The sequence below is a fragment of the Peribacillus sp. P4_B1 genome, assembly GCF_056402395.1.
The window spans coordinates 67,858-89,196 of record NZ_JBFUHM010000006.1 but is presented as its reverse complement, the minus strand read 5'-3'; the positions used below and the strand labels follow the sequence as shown (position 1 = coordinate 89,196).

General features: G+C 40.8%; 20 protein-coding genes. 19 read left to right on the top strand and 1 reads right to left on the bottom strand.

Going from position 1 to position 21,339, the window contains the following annotated elements; all coding sequences use genetic code 11:
* Positions 1-7: 7 nt before the first annotated feature.
* Positions 8-793 (bottom strand): SDR family oxidoreductase, encoded by a 786-nt coding sequence (locus AC1DVK_RS05135; RefSeq protein WP_089364705.1) that lies wholly within the window; start codon positions 791-793, stop codon positions 8-10.
* 205 nt (positions 794-998) lie between these two features.
* On the opposite strand from AC1DVK_RS05135, the gene AC1DVK_RS05130 reads away from it, so the two are divergent.
* The 19 genes from AC1DVK_RS05130 (at position 999) to AC1DVK_RS05040 (ending at position 21,319) form a co-directional block, all read left to right on the top strand.
* On the top strand, positions 999-1,985 hold the full coding sequence (locus tag AC1DVK_RS05130) for a Gfo/Idh/MocA family protein (protein WP_061462151.1): 987 nt from the start codon (positions 999-1,001) through the stop codon (positions 1,983-1,985).
* A 109-nt stretch (positions 1,986-2,094) separates the two neighbouring features.
* Positions 2,095-2,403, top strand: coding sequence for an iron-sulfur cluster assembly accessory protein (locus AC1DVK_RS05125; protein ID WP_477625985.1), 309 nt, complete (start codon positions 2,095-2,097; stop codon positions 2,401-2,403).
* 21 nt (positions 2,404-2,424) lie between these two features.
* Positions 2,425-3,546 (top strand): NADH-dependent flavin oxidoreductase, encoded by a 1,122-nt coding sequence (locus AC1DVK_RS05120; RefSeq protein ID WP_477625984.1) that lies wholly within the window; start codon positions 2,425-2,427, stop codon positions 3,544-3,546.
* A 477-nt stretch (positions 3,547-4,023) separates the two neighbouring features.
* Positions 4,024-5,433: a GH1 family beta-glucosidase gene (locus AC1DVK_RS05115; protein WP_089364708.1), complete on the top strand. Its 1,410-nt coding sequence runs from the start codon at positions 4,024-4,026 to the stop codon at positions 5,431-5,433.
* Positions 5,434-6,058: 625 nt separating this feature from the next.
* Positions 6,059-7,699, top strand: coding sequence for a SulP family inorganic anion transporter (locus AC1DVK_RS05110; protein ID WP_477626008.1), 1,641 nt, complete (start codon positions 6,059-6,061; stop codon positions 7,697-7,699).
* Positions 7,700-7,783: 84 nt separating this feature from the next.
* The gene (locus AC1DVK_RS05105; RefSeq protein ID WP_410860781.1) at positions 7,784-8,197 is read left to right on the top strand and encodes a MerR family transcriptional regulator; all 414 of its coding nucleotides are present in this window, start codon (positions 7,784-7,786) and stop codon (positions 8,195-8,197) included.
* A gap of 227 nt (positions 8,198-8,424) precedes the next feature.
* Complete coding sequence (locus AC1DVK_RS05100) at positions 8,425-9,939, top strand: carboxylesterase/lipase family protein (RefSeq protein ID WP_477625983.1); 1,515 nt, start codon at positions 8,425-8,427, stop codon at positions 9,937-9,939.
* A 6-nt stretch (positions 9,940-9,945) separates the two neighbouring features.
* Positions 9,946-10,260, top strand: a complete 315-nt coding sequence (locus AC1DVK_RS05095; protein ID WP_477625982.1) for a hypothetical protein — start codon at positions 9,946-9,948, stop codon at positions 10,258-10,260.
* A gap of 426 nt (positions 10,261-10,686) precedes the next feature.
* Positions 10,687-10,947, top strand: coding sequence for a kynureninase/PvdN C-terminal domain-containing protein (locus AC1DVK_RS05090; protein WP_477625981.1), 261 nt, complete (start codon positions 10,687-10,689; stop codon positions 10,945-10,947).
* A gap of 1 nt (position 10,948) precedes the next feature.
* A complete protein-coding gene (locus AC1DVK_RS05085; RefSeq protein WP_089364712.1) occupies positions 10,949-12,310 on the top strand; it encodes an amino acid permease in 1,362 nt (453 codons plus the stop codon).
* Positions 12,311-12,327: 17 nt separating this feature from the next.
* On the top strand, positions 12,328-13,173 hold the full coding sequence (kynA, locus tag AC1DVK_RS05080; RefSeq protein WP_477625980.1) for a tryptophan 2,3-dioxygenase: 846 nt from the start codon (positions 12,328-12,330) through the stop codon (positions 13,171-13,173).
* A 464-nt stretch (positions 13,174-13,637) separates the two neighbouring features.
* Complete coding sequence (nadD, locus tag AC1DVK_RS05075; RefSeq protein ID WP_410860784.1) at positions 13,638-14,291, top strand: nicotinate (nicotinamide) nucleotide adenylyltransferase; 654 nt, start codon at positions 13,638-13,640, stop codon at positions 14,289-14,291.
* Between the two features lie 279 nt (positions 14,292-14,570).
* Positions 14,571-15,602, top strand: a complete 1,032-nt coding sequence (locus AC1DVK_RS05070) for a sulfate ABC transporter substrate-binding protein (RefSeq protein ID WP_410860785.1) — start codon at positions 14,571-14,573, stop codon at positions 15,600-15,602.
* A gap of 76 nt (positions 15,603-15,678) precedes the next feature.
* Positions 15,679-16,509, top strand: a complete 831-nt coding sequence (gene cysT, locus AC1DVK_RS05065; protein ID WP_375166307.1) for a sulfate ABC transporter permease subunit CysT — start codon at positions 15,679-15,681, stop codon at positions 16,507-16,509.
* A gap of 29 nt (positions 16,510-16,538) precedes the next feature.
* Complete coding sequence (gene cysW, locus AC1DVK_RS05060) at positions 16,539-17,405, top strand: sulfate ABC transporter permease subunit CysW (RefSeq protein WP_477626007.1); 867 nt, start codon at positions 16,539-16,541, stop codon at positions 17,403-17,405.
* 10 nt (positions 17,406-17,415) lie between these two features.
* Positions 17,416-18,480, top strand: coding sequence for a sulfate/molybdate ABC transporter ATP-binding protein (locus AC1DVK_RS05055; RefSeq protein WP_410860786.1), 1,065 nt, complete (start codon positions 17,416-17,418; stop codon positions 18,478-18,480).
* A gap of 520 nt (positions 18,481-19,000) precedes the next feature.
* Positions 19,001-20,377 carry a C40 family peptidase gene (locus AC1DVK_RS05050; RefSeq protein ID WP_477625979.1) on the top strand — a complete coding sequence of 459 codons (1,377 nt, stop codon included), beginning with the start codon at positions 19,001-19,003 and terminating at the stop codon, positions 20,375-20,377.
* 208 nt (positions 20,378-20,585) lie between these two features.
* A complete protein-coding gene (locus tag AC1DVK_RS05045; protein WP_061466005.1) occupies positions 20,586-21,032 on the top strand; it encodes a hypothetical protein in 447 nt (148 codons plus the stop codon).
* Positions 21,020-21,319 (top strand): YxcD family protein, encoded by a 300-nt coding sequence (locus AC1DVK_RS05040; RefSeq protein WP_089364719.1) that lies wholly within the window; start codon positions 21,020-21,022, stop codon positions 21,317-21,319. Before AC1DVK_RS05045 ends, AC1DVK_RS05040 begins: the two co-directional genes overlap by 13 nt.
* The last annotated feature ends 20 nt before the right edge of the window (positions 21,320-21,339 follow it).

The window sequence follows — 21,339 nt, the reverse complement described above, 5'->3', positions numbered from 1 at the left end:
GTATGAATTATAATAGAGATTCTGCTCCATCGATATAAACTTCCGTGCCCGTAATATGGGAGGACATGTCTGATGCTAGAAACAATACGAGATCACCAGCTTGTTCGGTAGTCCCTGCTTTCTTCGCCAGGGGCTGAGAACCTTGCGGATATTCTATTGGAATCCTGATTTTTTTTAAGTTTTCATCTTCCGGGAAAGTGTTATCGTGAATGTTCGTATCGATGGAGCCGGGACAAATGGTGTTCACCCTGATTTTATATTTTGCCAATTCGAGTGCAGCCATTTTACCAAAAGCGACTTGACCAGCTTTGGATGAGCTATAGGCGGAAAATCCAAAATTCTTGAAATATCGGTTTCCGTTGATGGAGCTATTAATTACGATGCTGCCACCCGTTTCCTTCATATAGGGAATGGCGTATTTGATGGTGAGAAAGGTGCCTTTGAGGTTGATGGTATGTGTCTGATCCCAATCTTCTGGCTTTATATCTTCAATAGGGGCTATCACTCCGTTTATGCCTGCGTTTGCAAATACAAAATCAATTTTGCCAAAATGGTCATAGGCGGCCTTGTAGGCATGTTCAACTTGCTCAGCCTTGGAAACATCCGTTTTAATGATTAAAGCCTCTCTGCCCAGGTTTTCCACTTCTTCCTTCACCTTTTCGGCATTTTCGACTGTACGGTCAAAAAAGATGATGTTTGCGCCGTTTTCAGCAAGTTTAAGTGCTGCACCGCGGCCAATTCCAGATCCTCCACCGGTAATGATGGCAACTTTGTTTCTCATTAAATCTGTCATAAACTTCACACGCTCCTTTTAAGTTTTCTTTCCCGTTTAGGGAGTATGTAGAAACATCATGGCAGTGGTTATATAGGAAAATTATAAACGAATATTGCCTGAAAAATCCAATTTAAACGGTTGCCAGTGTTCATTATTCTTTGTTTTTCAAGGAAATGTCTGTATATTGAGGACATGATAAGTTAGCTTGAAAGGGGATAGGCTGTTGATACGAATAGGGGTAATAGGTACAAATTGGATCACGGAACGATTTTTGGAGGCTGTAAAGCATGTAGCGGATTTATCTTTAACCGCCGTGTATTCACGTACAGAAGCGAAAGCCAAGGAATTTGCCAATAAATACGATGTACATACGATTTTTACAAATTTAGAAGAAATGGCGGCCAGCGATGAGATCGATGCTGTATATATTGCCAGCCCTAACTCTCATCATTGCAGGCAAGCCGTGTTGTTTTTACAAAATAAAAAACATGTATTATGTGAAAAACCAATGGCCTCAAATGCGGCAGAAGTAATGGAAATGTTTGAAGCTGCAAAACAAAATGAAGTGCTATTGATGGAAGCGATGAAGTCGACCATCATGCCGAATTTCGAAAGTATAAAGGGGAATCTGGATAAAATCGGGAAGATACGACGTTTTTCGGGAAGCTTTTGTCAATATTCATCTCGCTATGATTCGTATAAACAAGGCACTGTGCTGAATGCATTCAATCCTGAATTCTCTAATGGTTCTTTAATGGATTTAGGTATTTATGTCCTCTATCCACTTGTTGTACTATTCGGTAAACCAAATAAGGTGCAGGCGTCAGGAACGATGCTTGAATCAGGAGTTGATGGACAGGGTACGATCTTGCTTTCCTATGATGAAATGGAGGCGGTCGTCATGTTTTCGAAGATTACCGAATCCAATTTGCCATCGGAAATTCAAGGTGAACTTGGAAGCATCCTCATTCAGAAAATTTCAGGACCGCAAGCGGTGGAAATCCAGTATCGGGATGGAACAACTGAAAGCATTTCGGCTAAACAGGATATGCCTACCATGTATTATGAAGCGAAAGAATTTGTTGAATTGATACAGCAGGGGAAAATGGAGTCCGATATAAATTCATATTCTAATTCACTGTTGACTATGGAAATCATGGATGAAGCAAGAAAGCAAATTGGCGTCGTCTTTCCTTCAGACCGATTATAAGCACTTAATTGGACATGGCCAAGCAGGAAGGATATAAATGGATGTTACTGTTACCCCTTAATTGGGTAGAATTTAGTACATGGAAATTTTTATTGTTGGAGGAATGGACATGAATTGCAAAATTAATCGTAATGCAGCAAAGGTCTTACAAAAGATGCTCAGCACTGATGAAGCCGAAGGGAAAATGATTCGTGTATATATCACGCATATGCATGGCGATCATGCCCATTATGAGATGAAACTAGATACACCGGCAGAGCATGATGAAATCGTCAAAACAGATAAAGATATCGATATCTTGCTTGATTCACGTGAGGAATTTCTGGATGGCGTCTGGATTAAATATTTTTATGTACCTGAAGAAGGCTTTGAAATCACGAACCCTTCTAAAGTGCCGCACGGACATCATCACAATTAAGATTAAGGGGGAGGATTTGGCATGAATCAAAAATACGAAAAGATCTTTCAACCATATAAATTTTTATCAGGGGTAGAAGTGAAAAATCGTATCATGATGGCTCCTATGACCACTTATTCTTCGGATGATCAAGGTGTTGTAACCGATGATGAACTGGCCTATTACGCTGAACGCTCGGCTGGTGTAGGTGCGGTGGTCACGGCATGTGCCTATGTATCTGCTGGAGGAAAGGGATTCCCAGGTCAATTTAGTGCAGATGACGATTCATTTATCCCATCTTTGAGAAAATTAGCGGAAACGATTCAGGCTAATGGGTCAAAAGCGATATTGCAAATATATCATGGAGGCCGGCAAAGTCCTCCGGAATTATTGCCAGATAGCCAACCTGTTTCTGCAAGTGCCATTGCTTCCAACGATGAAGCACCGGTACCGCGGGAAATGGGTGAAGATGAAATACAAGACGTAATTAAGGCATTTGGAGAAGCAACAAGAAGGGCCATCGAAGCAGGATTTGATGGTGTGGAAATCCATGGTGCCAATACTTACTTGCTTCAACAATTCTTCTCGCCACACTCGAACCGCCGTACGGATAAATGGGGCGGAACATTGGGAAAACGATTGATTTTCCCGCTTACCATTGTGAATGAAGTCGAGAGAACGGTTGCCGACCATGCAGAAAAGCCGTTTATAATTGGCTACCGCCTTTCTCCTGAAGAAGGCAGCAATCCTGGAATCACTTTGGATGATACGCTCCAGTTTGTTGATAGATTAGCGAATCAAAACCTGGATTATCTACATATATCGGTAGGTCACTTCTGGAATGGGTCTTTCCGTGAGAGTGATAGGACAAAGTCTCGCATCGTTAAGATCTACGACAAAGTTGGGAATCGTATCCCGGTTGTCGGTGTAGGGGCCCTGCATACCCCTGATGAAGTTGCAGAAGCTATGGAAACGGGTGTCCCATTTATCGCCCTTGGCCGTGAGCTTCTTATGGAACCGCATTGGATTGAAAAAATCAGGTCTGGAAAAGAAGTGGAAATACGGACAACCCTTTCGAAAAAAGATCAGGAAGAACTTGTCATTCCAGATCCGCTTTGGGAAAAGTTGATCGGGATAAAAGGTTGGCTCCCGGTTGTGGAGTGATGATGAAACACCATGAATAGATGAGTTACCCGTCCTCTATAGGTGGACGGGTTTTTGTTGCATTCACACAATAAACCGAGATTGAGAAACGGGCAAACCGATAAAATATCTGATGTGGAATTCAATTAAAATGTAACTGTCATACGTATATTACGCACATTCGAAACCGAGTATATTTAATTGCCGAAAAGCTTGTTTCTAGGGCAAATTGCTTTATTATTCTATTAGTTCAAAAAAGAATATCAACTTCGGCCAAAGTAGAAGCATTGAATCAGCAGAACGAACAAACGTTTATTTTAGTATTGGCACTCGATTTAATCATTTCATTACAGTGAATACTATCTATAACACATATGTTTTTACGAAGATTCTGTAGTCATATACTGAAAAAAATTATATAATTGCATTAATATTTGTACCAATAAATAAAATGTATTATTATCAATTTAATAAGATGGTATAAAAAGGGGTGTTGCAATGAAGTTTCCGCACGATTTTTTATTAGGAGCAGCCTCTGCTTCTTTTCAAATAGAAGGTGCATGGGATGAGGATGGAAAAGGTGTAACGAATTGGGATGTCTTTTCAAAGATTCCGGGGAAAACTTTTGAAGGTACAAACGGGGATGTAGCCATAGACCATTATCATCGTTACAAAGAGGATATTAAATTAATGGCAGAGATGGGACTTGAATCATATCGCTTCTCCATTTCATGGGCCCGTATTTTGCCAACAGGTGATGGGGAAGTAAATGAAAAAGGCTTGGAATTTTATAATAATGTGATTAATGAATGCTTAAAATATGGGATTGTTCCATTTGTTACGCTGTATCATTGGGATTTGCCTTTGACGCTTGAACAAGATGGGGGATGGACGAATAAGCGAACAGCTGAAGCATTCGTCAAGTATGCGGAGATTTGTTTTCGCGCATTCGGAGACCGCGTCAAACATTGGATCACGTTTAATGAAACGGTTATGTTTTGCGGTTTAGGGTATTTAAAAGGAGCGCACCCGCCTGGAATCCAAAACGATGAAAATAAATACTTTCAAGCGACACATTATGTTTTTTATGCACATGCCAAAGCGGTAGAGGTATACAAGGCACTGAATCATTACGGAGAAATTGGGATTACCCATGTTTTCCTGCCAGCTTACAGTATAGATGATAAACATGAGAATGTATTAGCTGCTCGGCATGCCAATGAATATGAAACTTTTTGGTATTATGACCCAATTTTAAAAGGTGAATATCCATCTTATGTGGTTGAGCAATTAAAGGAGAAAGGCTGGACGCCAAGTTGGACTGAAGAAGAACTGGATACGTTAAAAAGAAATGCGGAGAACAATGATTTTATTGGACTAAATTATTACCAGCCCATTCGGGTGGAAAAAAATCGCGAAGCTGTTTCAAACGTGGAGCATTCAAGAGAAACATCTACCCTCGCTCCAGGGAACCCGTCTTTTGATGGCTTTTATCGGACCGTAAAAATGGAAGATAAAACATATACAAAATGGGGCTGGGAAATCTCACCTCAAGGATTTTTAGATGGGCTGCATATGTTAAAAGAGCGTTATGGTGATATTAAAATGTATGTTACAGAAAACGGACTTGGTGATGAGGATCCGATTATCGATGGTGAAATAGTGGATGTTCCCCGTATTAAATATATTGAGGAACACTTAAAAGTGATTAAGCGTGCAATCAAAGAAGGCATCCATATAAAAGGGTATTATGCATGGTCTGTCATTGATCTATTAAGTTGGTTAAACGGGTATAAGAAGCAATACGGATTTATTTACGTGGATCATCATGATCAGTTAAAACGAAAAAAGAAGCTGTCGTTTCATTGGTATAAGCATATTATCGAGACGAGAGGGGAAGAGCTGTAAATAATAAGAAAACCTCTTGATTTCAATCAAGAGGTTTTCTTATTTATAAGGTAATGATTGAATGCATCATTTAGTCGGACTAAGGTAAGAGCATGTTTGAGCAACCTTTTCAAACATGCTCTTTCTATTGTTCATTAATCAAGGTTCCTGGTCTTAATTTGATCCAAATTAGTTTCAAAACTACACCATGAGCTGAATGGGGAATTAGTCGAAAGGTCAAACCTCCTGATTCCTAGTCTAAATCTCCGGCTTCAAATTTACCAGGCTGGAAGTATGGTCCCGGATTGTAATGTAAATGTAAAAAGATGCAAAAAGTTGTAAACAAATGTTAACGTTACTAACAATGTACAGTTTTACGTTTTACTGTATAATGTTGAAGCGTGGCAAGAACCATGTCAAATAACCTTACAAAAGGAGAGTGCATATGACGATTATTCCTTAGTTTTGGAAAGGCCCCCCGCATGTTTGTAGTGAACGAATCAGTCCCGTTGAAAGGATAGTATCCTCTACAATAGTTAATTTATTTTCGATCGTGTAACTCCCTCTTAAATGAAAGAATGTCATTTTTCCTGATGATGGTAGATTCCAATCTTAAAAAACGAATAAGGATGTGAGTTTGAAAAAGATGATAAAAGATTCTAGATTTCAGGGATATAACATGAAGGGTTTTCAAAAAGACGTAACGGCAGGATTGGTTGTAGGTGTTATAGCCATTCCTTTAGGGTTGGCTTTTTCAATTGCTTCAGGTGTCGAACCGATATACGGGTTATATACGACCATCATAGCTGGAATTCTCATATCGATTTTGGGTGGCTCCAAGTATCAAATTGGAGGACCAACCGGGGCGTTTGTTCCTTTATTATTTGGAATCGTTATGCAATATGGGTATGAAAGTCTGCTAATTGCCGGAATTTTAGCGGGAATGATATTAGTCTTGATGGGTCTTCTTAAGTTAGGCAATTTGATGAAGTTCATCCCCCGTCCAGTAATCATTGGATTTACAACAGGAATTGCGATAATAATCTTCTCGGGGCAAATTGCCAACTTCTTTGGTATGAAAGTGGAAAAACATGAAGCATTCATGGATAACATGAAGGAACTGGTGATTAAAGCAGACACGATCAATATATATAGTGTGTTTGTTGCGATCATATGTTTTGTCGTCATACTGCTGGCACCTAGACTCCTGCCACGAGTGCCAGGACCGCTCCTGGGTCTGCTAATATCCACAATGGCAGCTTACTTTTTATTTCCCGATAAGGTGGCTACAATTGGTTCCACGTATGGAGCGATTCCGAAAGGTTTTCCTGAATTCCAAGTGCCGGAGCTTTCAGTGGAGATTATTATCACCCTCCTTCCCGTTGCTTTTACCATTGCCTTGTTGGGCGGTGTCGAGTCATTGTTATCAGCTACAGTGGCCGATAATATGGGGGGAACCAAGCATGATAGTAATAAGGAATTGGTTGCCCAAGGGATTGCGAACATCACGACTCCATTCTTCGGTGGGATACCGGCAACAGGTGCTATTGCCAGGACAGCTACCAATATAAAAAGCGGGGCAGCCTCCCCGATGTCCGGAGTCATTCACGGAATTGTCGTTTTACTGGTTTTGCTAGTACTTTCTCCATATGCAGCGCATATACCTTTGGCTAGCATGGCGCCCATATTGATGTTTGTTGCCTGGAATATGAGTGAAAGAAAGGAATTCGCTCATGTATTGAAAACGAAGACGGCGGATTCGACGGTTTTGCTAGTCACCTTCCTCATCACTGTCTTCACTGATTTAATCATGGGAGTGGGAATCGGCTTATCGATTGCATTCATCACCTTCATTGCAAAAATGAGCCAAACGTTAAAGGTTAGGGAAAGAAGTCATGAGATCACTGAGATTGTTCCAATTGATAATTCGGATTCAAAGATCAACGTGTATAACTTGGAAGGTCCCCTCTTCTTTGGTTCGATAGACGTCCTGGAGTCATCGATATTGGCGAACCTGGATAATAAGACGAAAGTGTTGGTATTAAGCATGCGCCGGGTAACATATATGGACACTTCAGCAGAGGCTGCACTATTGGCGATTGTTAATCGAATCGGAAAATATAAGGGGAAATTAATCATTTCCGGAATCCAGCAGCAACCAAAGGAATTGTTACTCAGCACTGGTTTGTATCATAAGATAGAAAAACAGCACTTTTTTAAATCGAAAGAAGATGCCTTGTATTTTGCCAAGAAGCAGTTGAAGGGCAATTCTGATAAAGTAGTCTAATAGATTCATCCTCGAGGTCACCTTATAGGACAGTTATGTTATAGTATCGTTAACAGTAGATTTTAAAAGAAGGTGACTATCTGGGTGAATGTATATCGGATTGGCCAGCTTGCTGAACTTGCGAATGTTTCGAGGAGAACCATTGACTATTACACACAATTAGGAATGCTGAGCTATGAAAAAACTGGGTCAAGATATCGATATTATACCGAAGATGCTCTAAATCGTCTTCAAATGATTAATCGGTATAAAGAACAGAATATGCCGTTGACTGAAATCAAGGAACGGTTACTTGTTTGGTCTGAATCCACTGTTGATTCTGAGCAAGTGCTCTTGATGGTGGACAAGCTATCTACAGACCTTAAAGGACTGGAGAACGAATTGCTTGAATTAAAGCCTTTACTGGAACAGCTCGATGAACGGCAGTTAACATATGCTGCAAAACAGCTTTCCGTTCGGGGCAGCTCTTTATTGAGCATCATTGCCATGTTCTCTTAAGATTTTGCCAAAATAAGACCTGATTGGGTCTTTTTTTGTCCTTTTATTTACATGGGGTAATATCCTCAAAAACGTTTTCAAATCCTAGGCATGACTTTAACTTTTATATAAGATAGTGGTACTTTGTTGGAATGGCCAAATAATCTTTTTCGATAAAGATGAAGGATACTGGGGAATGGAAAAAGAAGAACATAAGTATCTACGACTATATGAAGAGGTGAGAGTGAATGATTGGATCAATAGTAACGACGGCTAAAGGTCATCTTCAAGGCACTTTGGAAAACGATATTTGCGTGTGGCGTGGAGTCAGGTATGCGAAAGCGCCGGTTGATTCTCTGCGTTTCCGCTCACCTGAGCCCGTTGAGAATTGGAGCGGTGTCATGGATGCAGTGGATTTTGGTCCCATTCCCCCACAGCTGATGGATCGGGCTGTAAGAACAGGAATGGCAGGAAATGGAAAAATGGATGAGGATTGCTTGTTCCTGAATATTTGGTCACCTAGAGCTGATGATAAAAAACGTCCTGTAATGGTGTGGATCCCTGGTGGAGCATATCTAACGGGAGCCGGATCTCTTGATATGTACAATGGACATTTATTGGCTAAGAATGGAGACGTAGTCGTTGTAAGCATAAACTATAGGCTGGGTGCACTGGGTTATTTGGATTTTACCGAGTTATCAGTTGATGGTGAAATATTCGAAACCAATTTAGGTTTACGTGATCAAGTGGCGTCTCTGAAATGGGTTAAAGAGAATATAGAAGCCTTTGGCGGCGACCCTGAAAATGTTACGATATTTGGAGAATCAGCGGGAGGGAATGCCGTAACGACCTTACTTACTGTCCCTTCTGCAAGGGGTCTTTTTAAACAGGCTATTGCAGAAAGTCCCGCTCCGACATCTGTTTACGGAAAAGGATTTGCACGCCAATTCAGTGAAAGGTTTCTTGAAATCTTGGGCATTGGAATGAAAGAAATCCATCGATTAAAAACACTTCCAGTTCAAGAAATTGTCGCGGCGTCCTACCAACTCTTACGGCAGAACTCACAAGCCTTGCCGGGTTCCCTATCATTTGGACCTGTCGTGGATGGTGACTTCCTGCCTGATTATCCACTAGATTCGATTCGATCAGGAAAAGCAAAGGGAAAACCCTTGCTTATAGGAACAAATAGGGATGAAGCTACATTATTCGACCAGATGGATCACCCGTTAATCCCGACTAATCCAGAGATGATTCATAAAATGTTCGAAAATACTGATCCTGAGGCAAAAGAGCGAATTACGAATGCTTATTTGAACTACCCGGAAAAGGAGGCTTTGCTAGGCATTGGCCGTGATGCGACTTTCCATATTCCCTCGGTTTGGTATGCGGAGGCATACAGTCGCTTTGAAAAAACATGGATGTACCGTTTTGATTATAAAACGGCGGCAATGCGCATAAGTAAATTAGGGGCGACACATGGTATGGAAATTCCTTTTGCCTTCCAGACTTTCGACTCGTCATTGGGCAAACAGATTACTTCATATGGTTCCAGGCCAGCGGCTTTAAAGGTATCCAATAGAATCCAGGGCCATTGGGTCAACTTTGCTAAGCGTGGAAACCCAAATCCCCCGGAAGGTGAAGTATGGCCAAAATATGATGAAACCAATCACTACACAATGATTTTTGATAAAAAGGATTATATTGAAAAAGATCCTAACAGAATGATAAGGTTGGCATGGGAAGGAGTAGGGATTTACAAGTGAAATGTAGTGGATCGGAAGAAAGCGAGGAGAACATGGGCATCAATAAATATGTCAACGAAGTCATTGGCCCTTTTATCGAAGCGGGCTTTAGAAAAGTTTAAAGAAGTCATTGGTGGATTGGAAAAGGCATGGAATCGATGTGTGGACGGACGGTGCCGAGCACTAATTTACTTTTTTGAGAGATTGGGTGAATTGAGCGCCCAATTGGTAGGGGCTGCAGGTGATGAAGTGATGGCAATGTTAACTACAGCTAATCTGCATCAGCTTGCGGCCACCTTTTTTGAACCAAGAGCTGGCAGGAATAAGATTTTGGCGGAATGATTTCATCTTCTTCATGGAATTTACCACCCCGGCTTTTCACCTGGGTTAAATGTGTCGAAGGATTCAGTCCATGTAATTGAAGCGGCTTTGAGTGCATAGATATCACTGGGAAAGGGTAGATCTGCAGAGATGAACGAGGAAAAGCGTTCATTGTACTTCCGACGATCTTATTTCGTAGCGGTCAGAGGTTAACAAAGGAAGCCCATGCGCGTATAATCGAGATTGGATTCGATGCCTGTCATTCCGTGGGTGCCATTCCGCATCGGTTTGACAAGTGGGAAGTGCCCCCCCATATATTAAGCATAGGCCTTTTGGGCTCGCTAGAAATGATTACGGAAGTAGGAATAAAACAAGTCCGGAAAAAATCTTTGAGGTTGACTCAATATCTTATGGATTTAATCGATTCGGAATTATCGGGATAGGGATTTGAAATTGGCAGCCCAAGAGATGAATCAAAAAGGGGAGGTCATATCATCATTGAACATCAAGAAGGTTGCAAGAATATGTAAAACATTGAAACAAGACGCTATCATACCCGATTATCGTGAACCGAATATGATTCGTCTAGCACCTGTTGCTCTTTATACCTCTTTTCAGGAAGCTTATGAAACGGTACAGGTCCTTAAAAAGATCATGGATGGCAGGTTATATGAAAACTATGAAAATAAAAGGGGAATCATTGCCTAGAATGGAGCACCATATGGAGAAAAGTAAACTGCAACGTGAATTATCATCGAATCAAATCACAATGATTGCCATGGGATGTGCAATAGGCACCGGATTATTTTTGGGAAGTGGCCTTGCGATTTCGACGGCAGGTCCAAGTGTACTGATCAGCTATGCAATAGGTGCATTCATTGTCCTTCTATTGATGGGCTGTTTGGCGGAAATGACTGTAGCTTATCCAACATCGGGATCCTTTGGAACCATTGCTGAAAAATATATAAGTCCATTTGCGGGTTTTGTTGTGAGGTATTCATATTGGATAGCGAATGTCCTGGCCATTGGTGTCGAAGTGAGTGCCATCGCTGTATATATGAAATATTGGTTCCCGGATGTACCAGGAAGCATTTGGATCTTCCTTTTTGCTGCATTGCTCATCTATGTAAATGCAACGAGTGTCAATACATTCGGGAATTTTGAGTATATTTTTTCAATGATCAAAATTAGCGCCATTGTCATTTTCATTCTACTGGGCGCCTACGTGGTGATTGGCGCCGAACCTTCAAGCGGGATCGGTGTAGAGAACTATGCCAATGATGGAGGTTTTATGCCTTTTGGGTTTTGGGGGCTTTGGGTCGCTATATTTATTTCTCTCTTCAGCTTCTTAGGAACGGAGTTGATTGCGGTTACGGCGGGAGAAGCAAAGGACCCTGATATTGCCGTCCCTAAAGCTTTGAAGGCAACCGTCTTAAGGCTTACCACTTTTTATGTACTGACAATCGGGCTCATGTTACTAATTGTACCCTGGCAATCCGCTGGTATTGATAAAAGCCCATTTGTTAGGGTGATGGAAATCCTGAATATTCCTGGAGCATCGGGGATAATGAATTTCATTATTTTAACGGCGGCTTTATCTGCAATGAATAGTCAATTATATGCCTCCACCAGAATGATATTTTCATTATCCGAGCAAAAGCAGGCTCCAGCCCTATTTCAAAAAGTAAGCCGGAAAGGAGTCCCGATAAGGGCCCTTCTCATATCCACTTTGGGCATATTTCTTGCTGCAGGAGTAAAGGTCCTTCTTCCGGATACTTCATATGCATTCATGATGGGGGTATCGATGTTCGGTGCCATTTTAACCTGGTTCATGGTGTTCATCTCCCATTTATTTTTCAGAAAGAGGTGGGAGAAATCAGGGGGGCGTAAATTACCGGTTAAAATGTATGGCTTTCCGTATTTAACGATTCTTGGTGCATTACTTTTGTTTGCTTTGACGGTATCTACTTGGTTCACTGGCCCGTTTAAAATCGTTCTCCAGTTCGGTGTACCTTGGCTGGTCTTTCTTTGCATCGTCTATTTATTAATGTCGAAAATCAAAAGAAGGTAAAGGGAAAGAGGGATGGTATGGATGAGGGACCAATGGATAAAGATGGATTGGAAGAAGGTATGGTAACTGATTTTGATAAGGATATGTCCTATGGGGACTACCTGCGATTAAATCAAATATTATCAAGTCAGCATCGGCTTTCCGGTCATCACGATGAAATGTTGTTCATCGTTATTCACCAAACAAGTGAATTATGGATGAAATTGATCCTCCATGAATTGACTGCAGCAAAGGACCATATTGAGGCAGGACGTTTGGAGCCATCCTTTAAGATGCTATCCAGAGTGGCTAGGATCCAACAGCAACTTATTCAATCCTGGAATGTGCTTTCGACCTTAACGCCATCTGATTATATGGAGTTCCGGGAGAAACTAGGAAACTCTTCAGGGTTTCAATCATTTCAGAACAGGTTGATAGAATTTGCGATGGGTCAAAAGAATTCGCAAATATTGGCCGTTTTCCGTCATCAGCCTGAGCTTTATGAGTCGATGAAAGCAAATTTGAATAAACCTAGTATTTATGATGCGGCTATAGGGGCATTGGCTGCAAGAGGGCTTCCTGTTGATGAATCGGTCTTGAACAGGGATTGGCCTGAAACCTATCGGGAAAATGCCAGTGTTGAAAGCGCGTGGCTGACAGTTTACCGTGACGTGCATAAATATTGGGATTTGTATGAGCTGGCCGAAAAACTCGTTGATATTGGAAGTCAGCAACAATTCTGGAGATTCAATCATATGAGCACTGTAGAGCGTATCATCGGTAATAAGACGGGAACGGGCGGATCATCCGGTGTAAGTTATCTGAAGAAAGTGGTCGAACAGCCATTTTTTCCTGAGCTTTGGACATTAAGGACCAAGCTGTAAGATTTGACTGGAAGGGAATATGCATGAGTCAATGGAGATATTTCCAGCACCTTAATGAAAGTTCGCGATATTGCCCTGGAGAAACGCAATATTCATTTTGGTTGAATTCATTAACGGAAGGGTCATCCGTCAATGTAGGGGAAATTCGGATGAGTACCCATTTAGGAATCCATATTGGATGCTCCCTTTCATTTTGATGGATAGGGAAAAAACATTACCGAACTTGATCTTGATTTATACTATGACCTTAGCCGTTTTCCTGGATGGATTCCACCGGTTGAAGTAAATCCAGCCAAAGCAACCTGACCCCTTTTTTTAGGAGGGATTCCTATCCTGGAAGGGCTTGTTCTTGACGAGGTGGAGTCTGGGTTGTACGATTTGGCTGCTTTGCCGCTTGCAATAGAAAGAGAGGATGGCAGTCCGGTCCGTGGAGAAAAAGATAGGCTGATAAGGGGGATATGGGAATGGGCAAAATTGGAGTTTATGGATCTTCCTTCGATCCAGTCACCAATGTGCATTTATGGACAGCATCCACCATTGCGCATCGTGCTAAGCTAGACAAGGTGATTTTTTTGCCTTGTGCAAATGGACGTATCGATAAACAGATGAAAACGAGCAATGAACACCGTTGGGAGATGCTTGGGCTCGCAATAGGGGGCAACCCGTTATTCGAAGTTAGTGATTATGAAATTAATGAACGCGCTGGAATGAGTAAACAATATACTTGGTATACGATGGAATATTTTAAATCACGATATCCAAAGGATGAAGTTTATTTCATTATGGGTGCAGATTTACTTGAGGATATTGACAATCAGGAGTTACCGGTACACTTACGATGGAAATTCAGGGAAAAATTGATTGCCAATCATAAATTCATCGTCATGGCACGGGATGGGATCGATATGTTAAAAATCATATCGAAAAGTCCGTTGCTTAGGAATTATGATGATGGCAATACATTCCACCTTATAGATAAAGGCCTTTCAATGGAAATTAGTTCTACATATATAAGGGATGAACTTGCGATGGGAGGGGAACCAAGATATTTACTGCCTGATCAGTGTTATCAGTATATTGTGGATAATAAGCTATATAAAAAAGAATCAAATCCTTAGTGTTAGCTGGGGATGAATGGGCTCGATCTCTCCGTTGGATCGAGCTCCTTTCGTTTGGAAAATGCATTAACCTTATATACGTGAATAAGTTTAAATAAAGGACTGGTGAAAAACAAAAACATAGTTGACAACTTGGTATACTTTGTTTTATGGTAATGATACATAAAATCAGAATATTCGCTGATCAGAGAACTGAAGGCATACTATCTCCTTGAATAAAATTAAGAAGGGAATAGTATGCCTTTTTTGTTGCAAAAAGTGAAAAACGGGAGGAAGTTCATGAAAAAATTGATGATATTGACAAGTTTGATATTGGCTTTCGGTGTACTCGCAGGATGCAACTCGGAAAAAACGGAAGGGGACGGAACATCAAAGCCAGTCGAGCTATTGAATGTGTCATATGATCCGACACGTGAATTGTACCAGGAATTCAATGAAGCGTTTGTGAAGCATTGGAAAGAAGAATCGGGTCAGGATGTATCGATTCAACAATCCCATGGCGGGTCTGGTAAACAGGGCAGGGCCGTTATTGATGGATTGGAAGCGGATGTCGTTACATTGGCATTGGCCTATGATATTGATGCCATTTATGAAGCTAGTAACCTATTAGCGGAGGATTGGCAGAAACGTTTACCGGAAAACTCGACACCTTACACATCAACCATTGTATTTTTGGTGAAAAAAAATAACCCTAAAGGCATTAAAGATTGGGATGATCTAATCAAAAAGGATGTATCCGTCATTACACCAAATCCAAAGACAAGCGGAGGGGCAAGGTGGAATTATCTGGCTGCATGGGCATATGCAGAGAAGAAATTCGGTAGTGACGAAACAAAGGTTAAGGATTTCATGAAAAAGCTTTATCAGAATGTTGAGGTTCTGGATTCAGGGGCACGGGGTGCAACCACCACTTTTGTAGAAAGGGGAATTGGTGACGTACTTATTGCTTGGGAGAATGAAGCCTATTTAACACTTGAAGAATTCGGTGATGACAAATATGAAATTGTCAATCCCTCCATCAGTATATTAGCAGAGCCACCGGTAGCTGTTGTTGACAAGGTGGCCGAGAAAAAAGGAACAAAGGAAGTGGCTGAAGCCTACCTGGAATACTTATATTCGGATGCCGGTCAGGAAATTGCCGCGAAAAACTTCTATCGTCCAAGGGATGAGAAGATACTCGCTAAATATGAAGACCAATTTGCAAATATCGATATGGTGACCGTTGATGATACGTTTGGCGGGTGGAAAAAAGCCCAAGAAACACATTTCAATGACGGTGGTACATTTGACGAAATTTATCAACCGCAATAAGCAGGGGGGAGAAGATGGATAGACACATCTTCTCCTTCATAATAAGAAGAAGAGCTGGGGCGAAGCGATGAATATAATGACAGAAGGTAAACAGAAGAAAAAGAGGACTATACCCGGTTTTGGTTTGACGATGGGTTTTACGTTGCTGTATCTCTCCATCATCGTTTTGATTCCATTATCCATGGTTTTTCTAAACACATTTTCAATGGGATTTCAGGATTTTTGGGCGACCATAACTGAACCAAGGGTTGTCGCTTCGTATAAATTGAGTTTTTTATCAGCGTTAACTGCGGCCTTCGTGAACGCAGTTTTTGGCGTTTTAATTGCCTGGGTGCTTACTCGTTATGAGTTTCCCGGCAAACGGATCATCGATGGGCTGGTGGATTTGCCTTTTGCCCTGCCGACTGCTGTGGCAGGGATTACTTTGACCACTTTGTACTCACCGAACGGGTGGATTGGGCAATTTTTCAACTTTAAAATCGCTTTCACCCCTACCGGGATCATCATCGCCCTTATATTTATAGGTCTCCCATTCGTGGTGCGGATGGTTCAGCCGGTACTTGAAAATATAGAAAAAGGGATGGAAGAAGCATCTGCTTCTCTAGGGGCGAATCGAATGCAGACATTCATTAAAATTATCTTTCCGGAATTGATTCCAGCAATATTGACGGGTTTTGCACTTTCTTTTGCGAGAGCACTTGGAGAGTATGGATCCGTTGTCTTCATTGCTGGAAATATGCCATTTAAAACGGAGATTTCCCCGCTGATCATCATGACAAAGCTTGAACAGTATGATTATGAAGGTGCAACAGCGGTAGCAGCCGTCATGCTCATTATTACATTTATAATTTTGTTCACCATCAATATCTTACAATGGTGGACTGGCAAAAGATATTCAGGGAAGTAGGAGGGGACATGTTGGAACATGATAATTCAGTGGTTGTAAATACGAATGATCCAGTCATTATAACGAGAAACACAACAAAAGAGCCTAAATCCATACAGTGGGTCCTTATTTCCATTGTATTGCTATTTCTGACTTTGTTTTTAGTTGTCCCATTAATCGCAATCTTTGTAAAGGCCTTTGAAAAAGGTGCTGAAGCTTATTTTGCGGCTATTGCACACCCTGATACATTGGCTGCAATTAAATTAACATTGATAGTTGTTCTCATCACCTTGCCACTCAATGCCATATTTGGGATAGTGGTTGCGTGGACAATTACAAAATATGATTTTAAGGGAAAAAACTTCTTAATAACGTTGATTGATTTGCCTTTTTCCGTTTCACCCGTCATTGCAGGGTTGATATTTGTCCTTCTGTTCGGCCTACATGGAACACTTGGTCCATTGCTGCAAACCTTTGACATTAAAGTGATCTTTTCAATACCAGGGATTGTCATCGCTTCCATTTTCATTACCTTCCCATTCATTGCGCGTGAATTGATCCCGCTCATGCAAAGTCAGGGGACGTCTGAAGAAGAGGCATCACTCACGCTGGGGGCGGGAGGGTTCAAGACATTTTGGTATGTGACGCTTCCCAATATAAAATGGGGACTTCTATATGGAATCATCCTTTGCAATGCAAGGATAATTGGGGAGTTTGGAGCTGTATCGGTCGTATCGGGCCATATACGGGGGATGACAAATACGATGCCGCTTCATATTGAAATCTTATACAATGAATATCAATTTTCGGCCGCTTTTGCCGTTGCATCCCTGATGTCCATTTTTGCAATCATAACCTTGATCATTAAAAGTTTCATAGAATGGAAAACCGACTTTAAATCAACCAAAGCGAGTTAGGAGGAAGGAAATGAGTATCATCATTGAAAATGTTACAAAATATTACGGGTCCTATCAAGCACTCCAGAACATCGATTTGGAAATAAAGAGCGGGGAACTCGTAGCCCTTCTTGGCCCTTCCGGATCTGGAAAAACGTCATTATTGCGTATCATCGCGGGGCTTGAACAGGCAGAGAACGGAAAGATCCTCTTCAATGAAGAGAATTACACGCATAAGCATGTAAAAGATCGGAATGTAGGTTTTGTCTTTCAGCATTATGCCCTTTTTCGTAATATGACCATTTTTGATAATATTGCCTATGGATTAAAGGTCCGCCCTAGAAAAATAAGGCCCAGTAAAAAAGTGATTGAACAAAAGGTTACCGAATTGCTTCAGCTCGTCAAGCTGGAAGGCTATAAAGATCGTTACCCATCCCAATTATCAGGGGGGCAGCGCCAGCGTGTAGCATTGGCAAGGGCACTTGCGGTTGAACCGAATATTCTTTTGCTTGATGAACCATTCGGGGCATTGGATGCTAAAGTTCGAAAAGAACTTCGGCGTTGGCTAAGAAGGCTTCATGATGAATTCAATGTTACGAGTGTGTTCGTGACGCATGATCAAGAAGAGGCGATGGATGTTGCTGATCGGGTCGTTATCATGAATGAAGGGAAAATTGAACAGATTGGAACTCCGGAAGAAGTGTATGATCATCCGAAAAATCCATTTGTTTATGATTTTCTCGGCAGTGTCAATCTTTTTAAGGGCAACGTTCACCAAGGGAAATTGGTAACTGGGAATGTGGAAATGAATGCTCCGGACAGTGAAGATGGAGAGAGTACGGGTTATGTAAGGGCTCATAACTTTATAATAGAAAGAGAATCATCAGGAAAGGATTCGATTGCATCCATTATTGATCACATTCATACAATTGGCCCCATTGTCCGGATAGAAGTGATTCGTCAGGATACAAACGAACCGCTAGAAATCGAACTGACAAAAGAGCATTATATGAATCTGGAAATAAGGAAAGGTGAAAGGGTGTTTGTCCGACCAAAAGAATTGAAAGTCTTTGTCGACTATATGGCTGGAATTTAGCATGGGTCGAATATTGACGAAAAAACCGCTGAGAGCGGTTTTTTAGTTTTTAATGAGGATATTAGTGACTACCCTATATGAAAGGTTATAAGCTGGCATCAGCTACAGAGTTGATATGCGGTTTGGATTTTGGTGAGTTTTTACCGCCAATAGTCTATGGTCCCTTGGTTCTAAACACTAGATAGAAAGTCTTGCATCAAAAAACGAAGATGCTTATGTAAAATATTGGTTGGTTTATCACAGGAAAAAGTCGAATTTTTATATATTATGTTAAAAATGAAATGTAAATGTAACATTGTTATTACGTATTTGACAAAATCTGATGATATACTACGACTTAGGTAAAAACATAGAAGAGTTTCAGCAATGTATTCAATAGTATTACAACCTTAGAAGATTACATAATGAGTAAAAAAAATAGAGAAGAGTTCCCAGCAATTTATTTTGACTAATTATTTTTCATAGAGAAAAAGATGTGGGTCGATGGAAATGCAAGGGGAGGAAAGCAGGGGAAATGAGTTTGAAGAAAAAACTTATCGTTTTGAACACGACAATTATGCTAGGCTTAGGAAGCGCTTTTGCCATCCCGTCGGTTAAAGCTGAATCTATCTCGGATATTCAATCGCAACGCACAGGAGTACAATCAGATATTTCAGAGGCAGAACAGGTTATTAAGGAATTGAAAAATGAACAATCGAAAATGAATTCCCAAATTGCCCAGATAGAAACGGCAATGAAAGAAAATGACCAAAAAATTAAAAACACTAAACAAGAAATTAATGACACCGAAAAAGACATAGATTCTTTAAAGAAGGAAATTAAAGCTTTGGAAGAAAGAATCGCAAAACGTGAGGAAGTCTTGAAAGAGCGTGCCCTTTCATTCCAAGAGAGCGGTGGAGACGTTGACTACCTAGAAGTTGTTTTAGGTTCTAAAAGCTTTGGTGAATTCGTTAATCGTGTTGGAGCGGTAGCTACCATTGTGGAAGCTGACCAACAGATTCTTAAGGAGCAGGAAGCGGATAAAGCTGACTTAGAAAAAAAACAAGCGACTGTTGAGGAAAAATTGCAGAGCCTGAAGGATATGGAAGTGGAGCTTAAAGGCATGCAATCCCAAATTGCAGATCAAAAAGCAGAAACTGTGAAGATGAAGGCAAAGAGTGAAAAGAAGGAATCGGAAACAGCTGCCCTTAAACAATCTTTAGAGAATAAAGATGCAGGTTTGGAAGCGCAAATAGCATCCATACGTGAAGATATCAAAAAAGAGGAAGAACGTAAAGCATCAGAGAAAGCAGAACTTGACCGTGCTGCTAAAGAAGTGAGTTCTTCAAATTCTTCTAGCGAAGAATCATCAAATTCTTCTAGTGAAGAATCATCAAGTTCGCCTAAAGGTGAAGCATCTGAATCAGGTTCGTCTAAAGGTGAATCATCATCATCATCAAATTCATCTAAAAACAGTTTTGCTAATAAACCTGCAGCGAGTAAAACTGAAACATCAAGTAAGCCAAGCAGTGCAAATACTGGCTCTGCAATTACAGCAGGGTATAAATATATCGGTAACTCCACATATAAATTTGGTGGCGGAAGAACGGCTTCCGATATTGCTAACGGCCGATTCGATTGTTCAGCGTTCGTTGCATGGGCTTATAGACAGGCTGGTGTGAACCTTCCACCAAGTACGGATGCATTGAAAAGTGCAGGACGTCAAGTATCTAAAAGCCAAATGCAACCTGGAGATCTAGTATTTTTCAATACCTATAAAACTGATGGGCATGTCGGTATTTATGTCGGCGGCGGCAAGTTTATCGGTTCTCAAAGTTCAACAGGTGTTGCTATCGCTAATATGGATAGTGGATATTGGGCAGGGGTATTCAATGGCCGTGTCGTTCGTGTAAATTAATAGTTCATTAATAAGCAGGGGAGTAAACGCTCCTGCTTTTTTTTTATATTTTTTTTGAAAAATATCGAGAAAAGTGAAACTTATTTTGATATTAAACGTAAATACTATAAGATAAAACAAGGGATAGGTGATGTGGACTTTCAGTAAATCTGGGAAGACATATAATGAAACAACATTCCATACTATTAAACGGAGGCAAAAAAAAATGATGAAAAAATTTATGGCAGCATTACTTACAATTACACTAGCATTCTCGCCAGTCGGCACTTATGTTTTCAAGGATCATTCGGAGTCAGTCGATGCAAGGGGTTACAAGTCTGGGAAAAGAAGCTTTAATAGCAACAACAATAATAAATCGATTTTCCAAAACAAAGAAACGAAGAAATCCGATGTCACTACCACTAATAAAGCAAAGACTGATACAAAAAGTGGGAAATCATTCTCTAAAGGCGGCTTAATGAAAGGAATTATGCTAGGTGGACTAGCAGGTTTACTTTTTGGTGGCCTATTCGCCAATATGGGAGCCCTTGGTTCTATACTTGGACTAATGATCAACGTGTTAGCGGTAGTTGCATTAATCGTTGTAATCCGTAAAATATTCACATACTTCAAAGATAAGAAGAAGAAAGAGGATCCAAACCCATGGAGAGGCTAAAGATTTCCGAACAAGATATCATCAATGCGGTTTGTGTTTACATTGCCCGTAAAAAGCAGGTAGAACCTAATGAGGTAGAAGTGGAGTTAATGTATGATGATGATTATGGCTTTTCGGCTGAAACGTTTGTAGATGGCCGGAAACAAGTGTTAATTACCATCAACTTGATAGAAGCGCTTCGCTCATGGCTCGATGAATATTTGAATATAGATCCATATTCAGGTATTGAACTTGTTTTGGATGATGAAGAGGGCATAGTGGCATTAGTAAGTGAAAGTAATCGATAATATGAAAAAGGATGCCGTGA

What these genes read in the sequence shown, in the direction of transcription:
- AC1DVK_RS05135 (WP_089364705.1), bottom strand. Translation starts at nt 793, where the DNA reads ATGACAGATTTAATGAGAAACAAAGTTGCCATCATTACCGGTGGAGGA.
- AC1DVK_RS05125 (WP_477625985.1), top strand. Translation starts at nt 2,095, where the DNA reads ATGAATTGCAAAATTAATCGTAATGCAGCAAAGGTCTTACAAAAGATG.
- AC1DVK_RS05120 (WP_477625984.1), top strand. Translation starts at nt 2,425, where the DNA reads ATGAATCAAAAATACGAAAAGATCTTTCAACCATATAAATTTTTATCA.
- AC1DVK_RS05115 (WP_089364708.1), top strand. Translation starts at nt 4,024, where the DNA reads ATGAAGTTTCCGCACGATTTTTTATTAGGAGCAGCCTCTGCTTCTTTT.
- AC1DVK_RS05110 (WP_477626008.1), top strand. Translation starts at nt 6,059, where the DNA reads ATGATAAAAGATTCTAGATTTCAGGGATATAACATGAAGGGTTTTCAA.
- AC1DVK_RS05100 (WP_477625983.1), top strand. Translation starts at nt 8,425, where the DNA reads ATGATTGGATCAATAGTAACGACGGCTAAAGGTCATCTTCAAGGCACT.
- AC1DVK_RS05085 (WP_089364712.1), top strand. Translation starts at nt 10,949, where the DNA reads ATGGAGCACCATATGGAGAAAAGTAAACTGCAACGTGAATTATCATCG.
- kynA (WP_477625980.1), top strand. Translation starts at nt 12,328, where the DNA reads ATGGATGAGGGACCAATGGATAAAGATGGATTGGAAGAAGGTATGGTA.
- nadD (WP_410860784.1), top strand. Translation starts at nt 13,638, where the DNA reads ATGGGCAAAATTGGAGTTTATGGATCTTCCTTCGATCCAGTCACCAAT.
- AC1DVK_RS05070 (WP_410860785.1), top strand. Translation starts at nt 14,571, where the DNA reads ATGAAAAAATTGATGATATTGACAAGTTTGATATTGGCTTTCGGTGTA.
- cysT (WP_375166307.1), top strand. Translation starts at nt 15,679, where the DNA reads ATGACAGAAGGTAAACAGAAGAAAAAGAGGACTATACCCGGTTTTGGT.
- AC1DVK_RS05055 (WP_410860786.1), top strand. Translation starts at nt 17,416, where the DNA reads ATGAGTATCATCATTGAAAATGTTACAAAATATTACGGGTCCTATCAA.
- AC1DVK_RS05045 (WP_061466005.1), top strand. Translation starts at nt 20,586, where the DNA reads ATGAAAAAATTTATGGCAGCATTACTTACAATTACACTAGCATTCTCG.
- AC1DVK_RS05040 (WP_089364719.1), top strand. Translation starts at nt 21,020, where the DNA reads ATGGAGAGGCTAAAGATTTCCGAACAAGATATCATCAATGCGGTTTGT.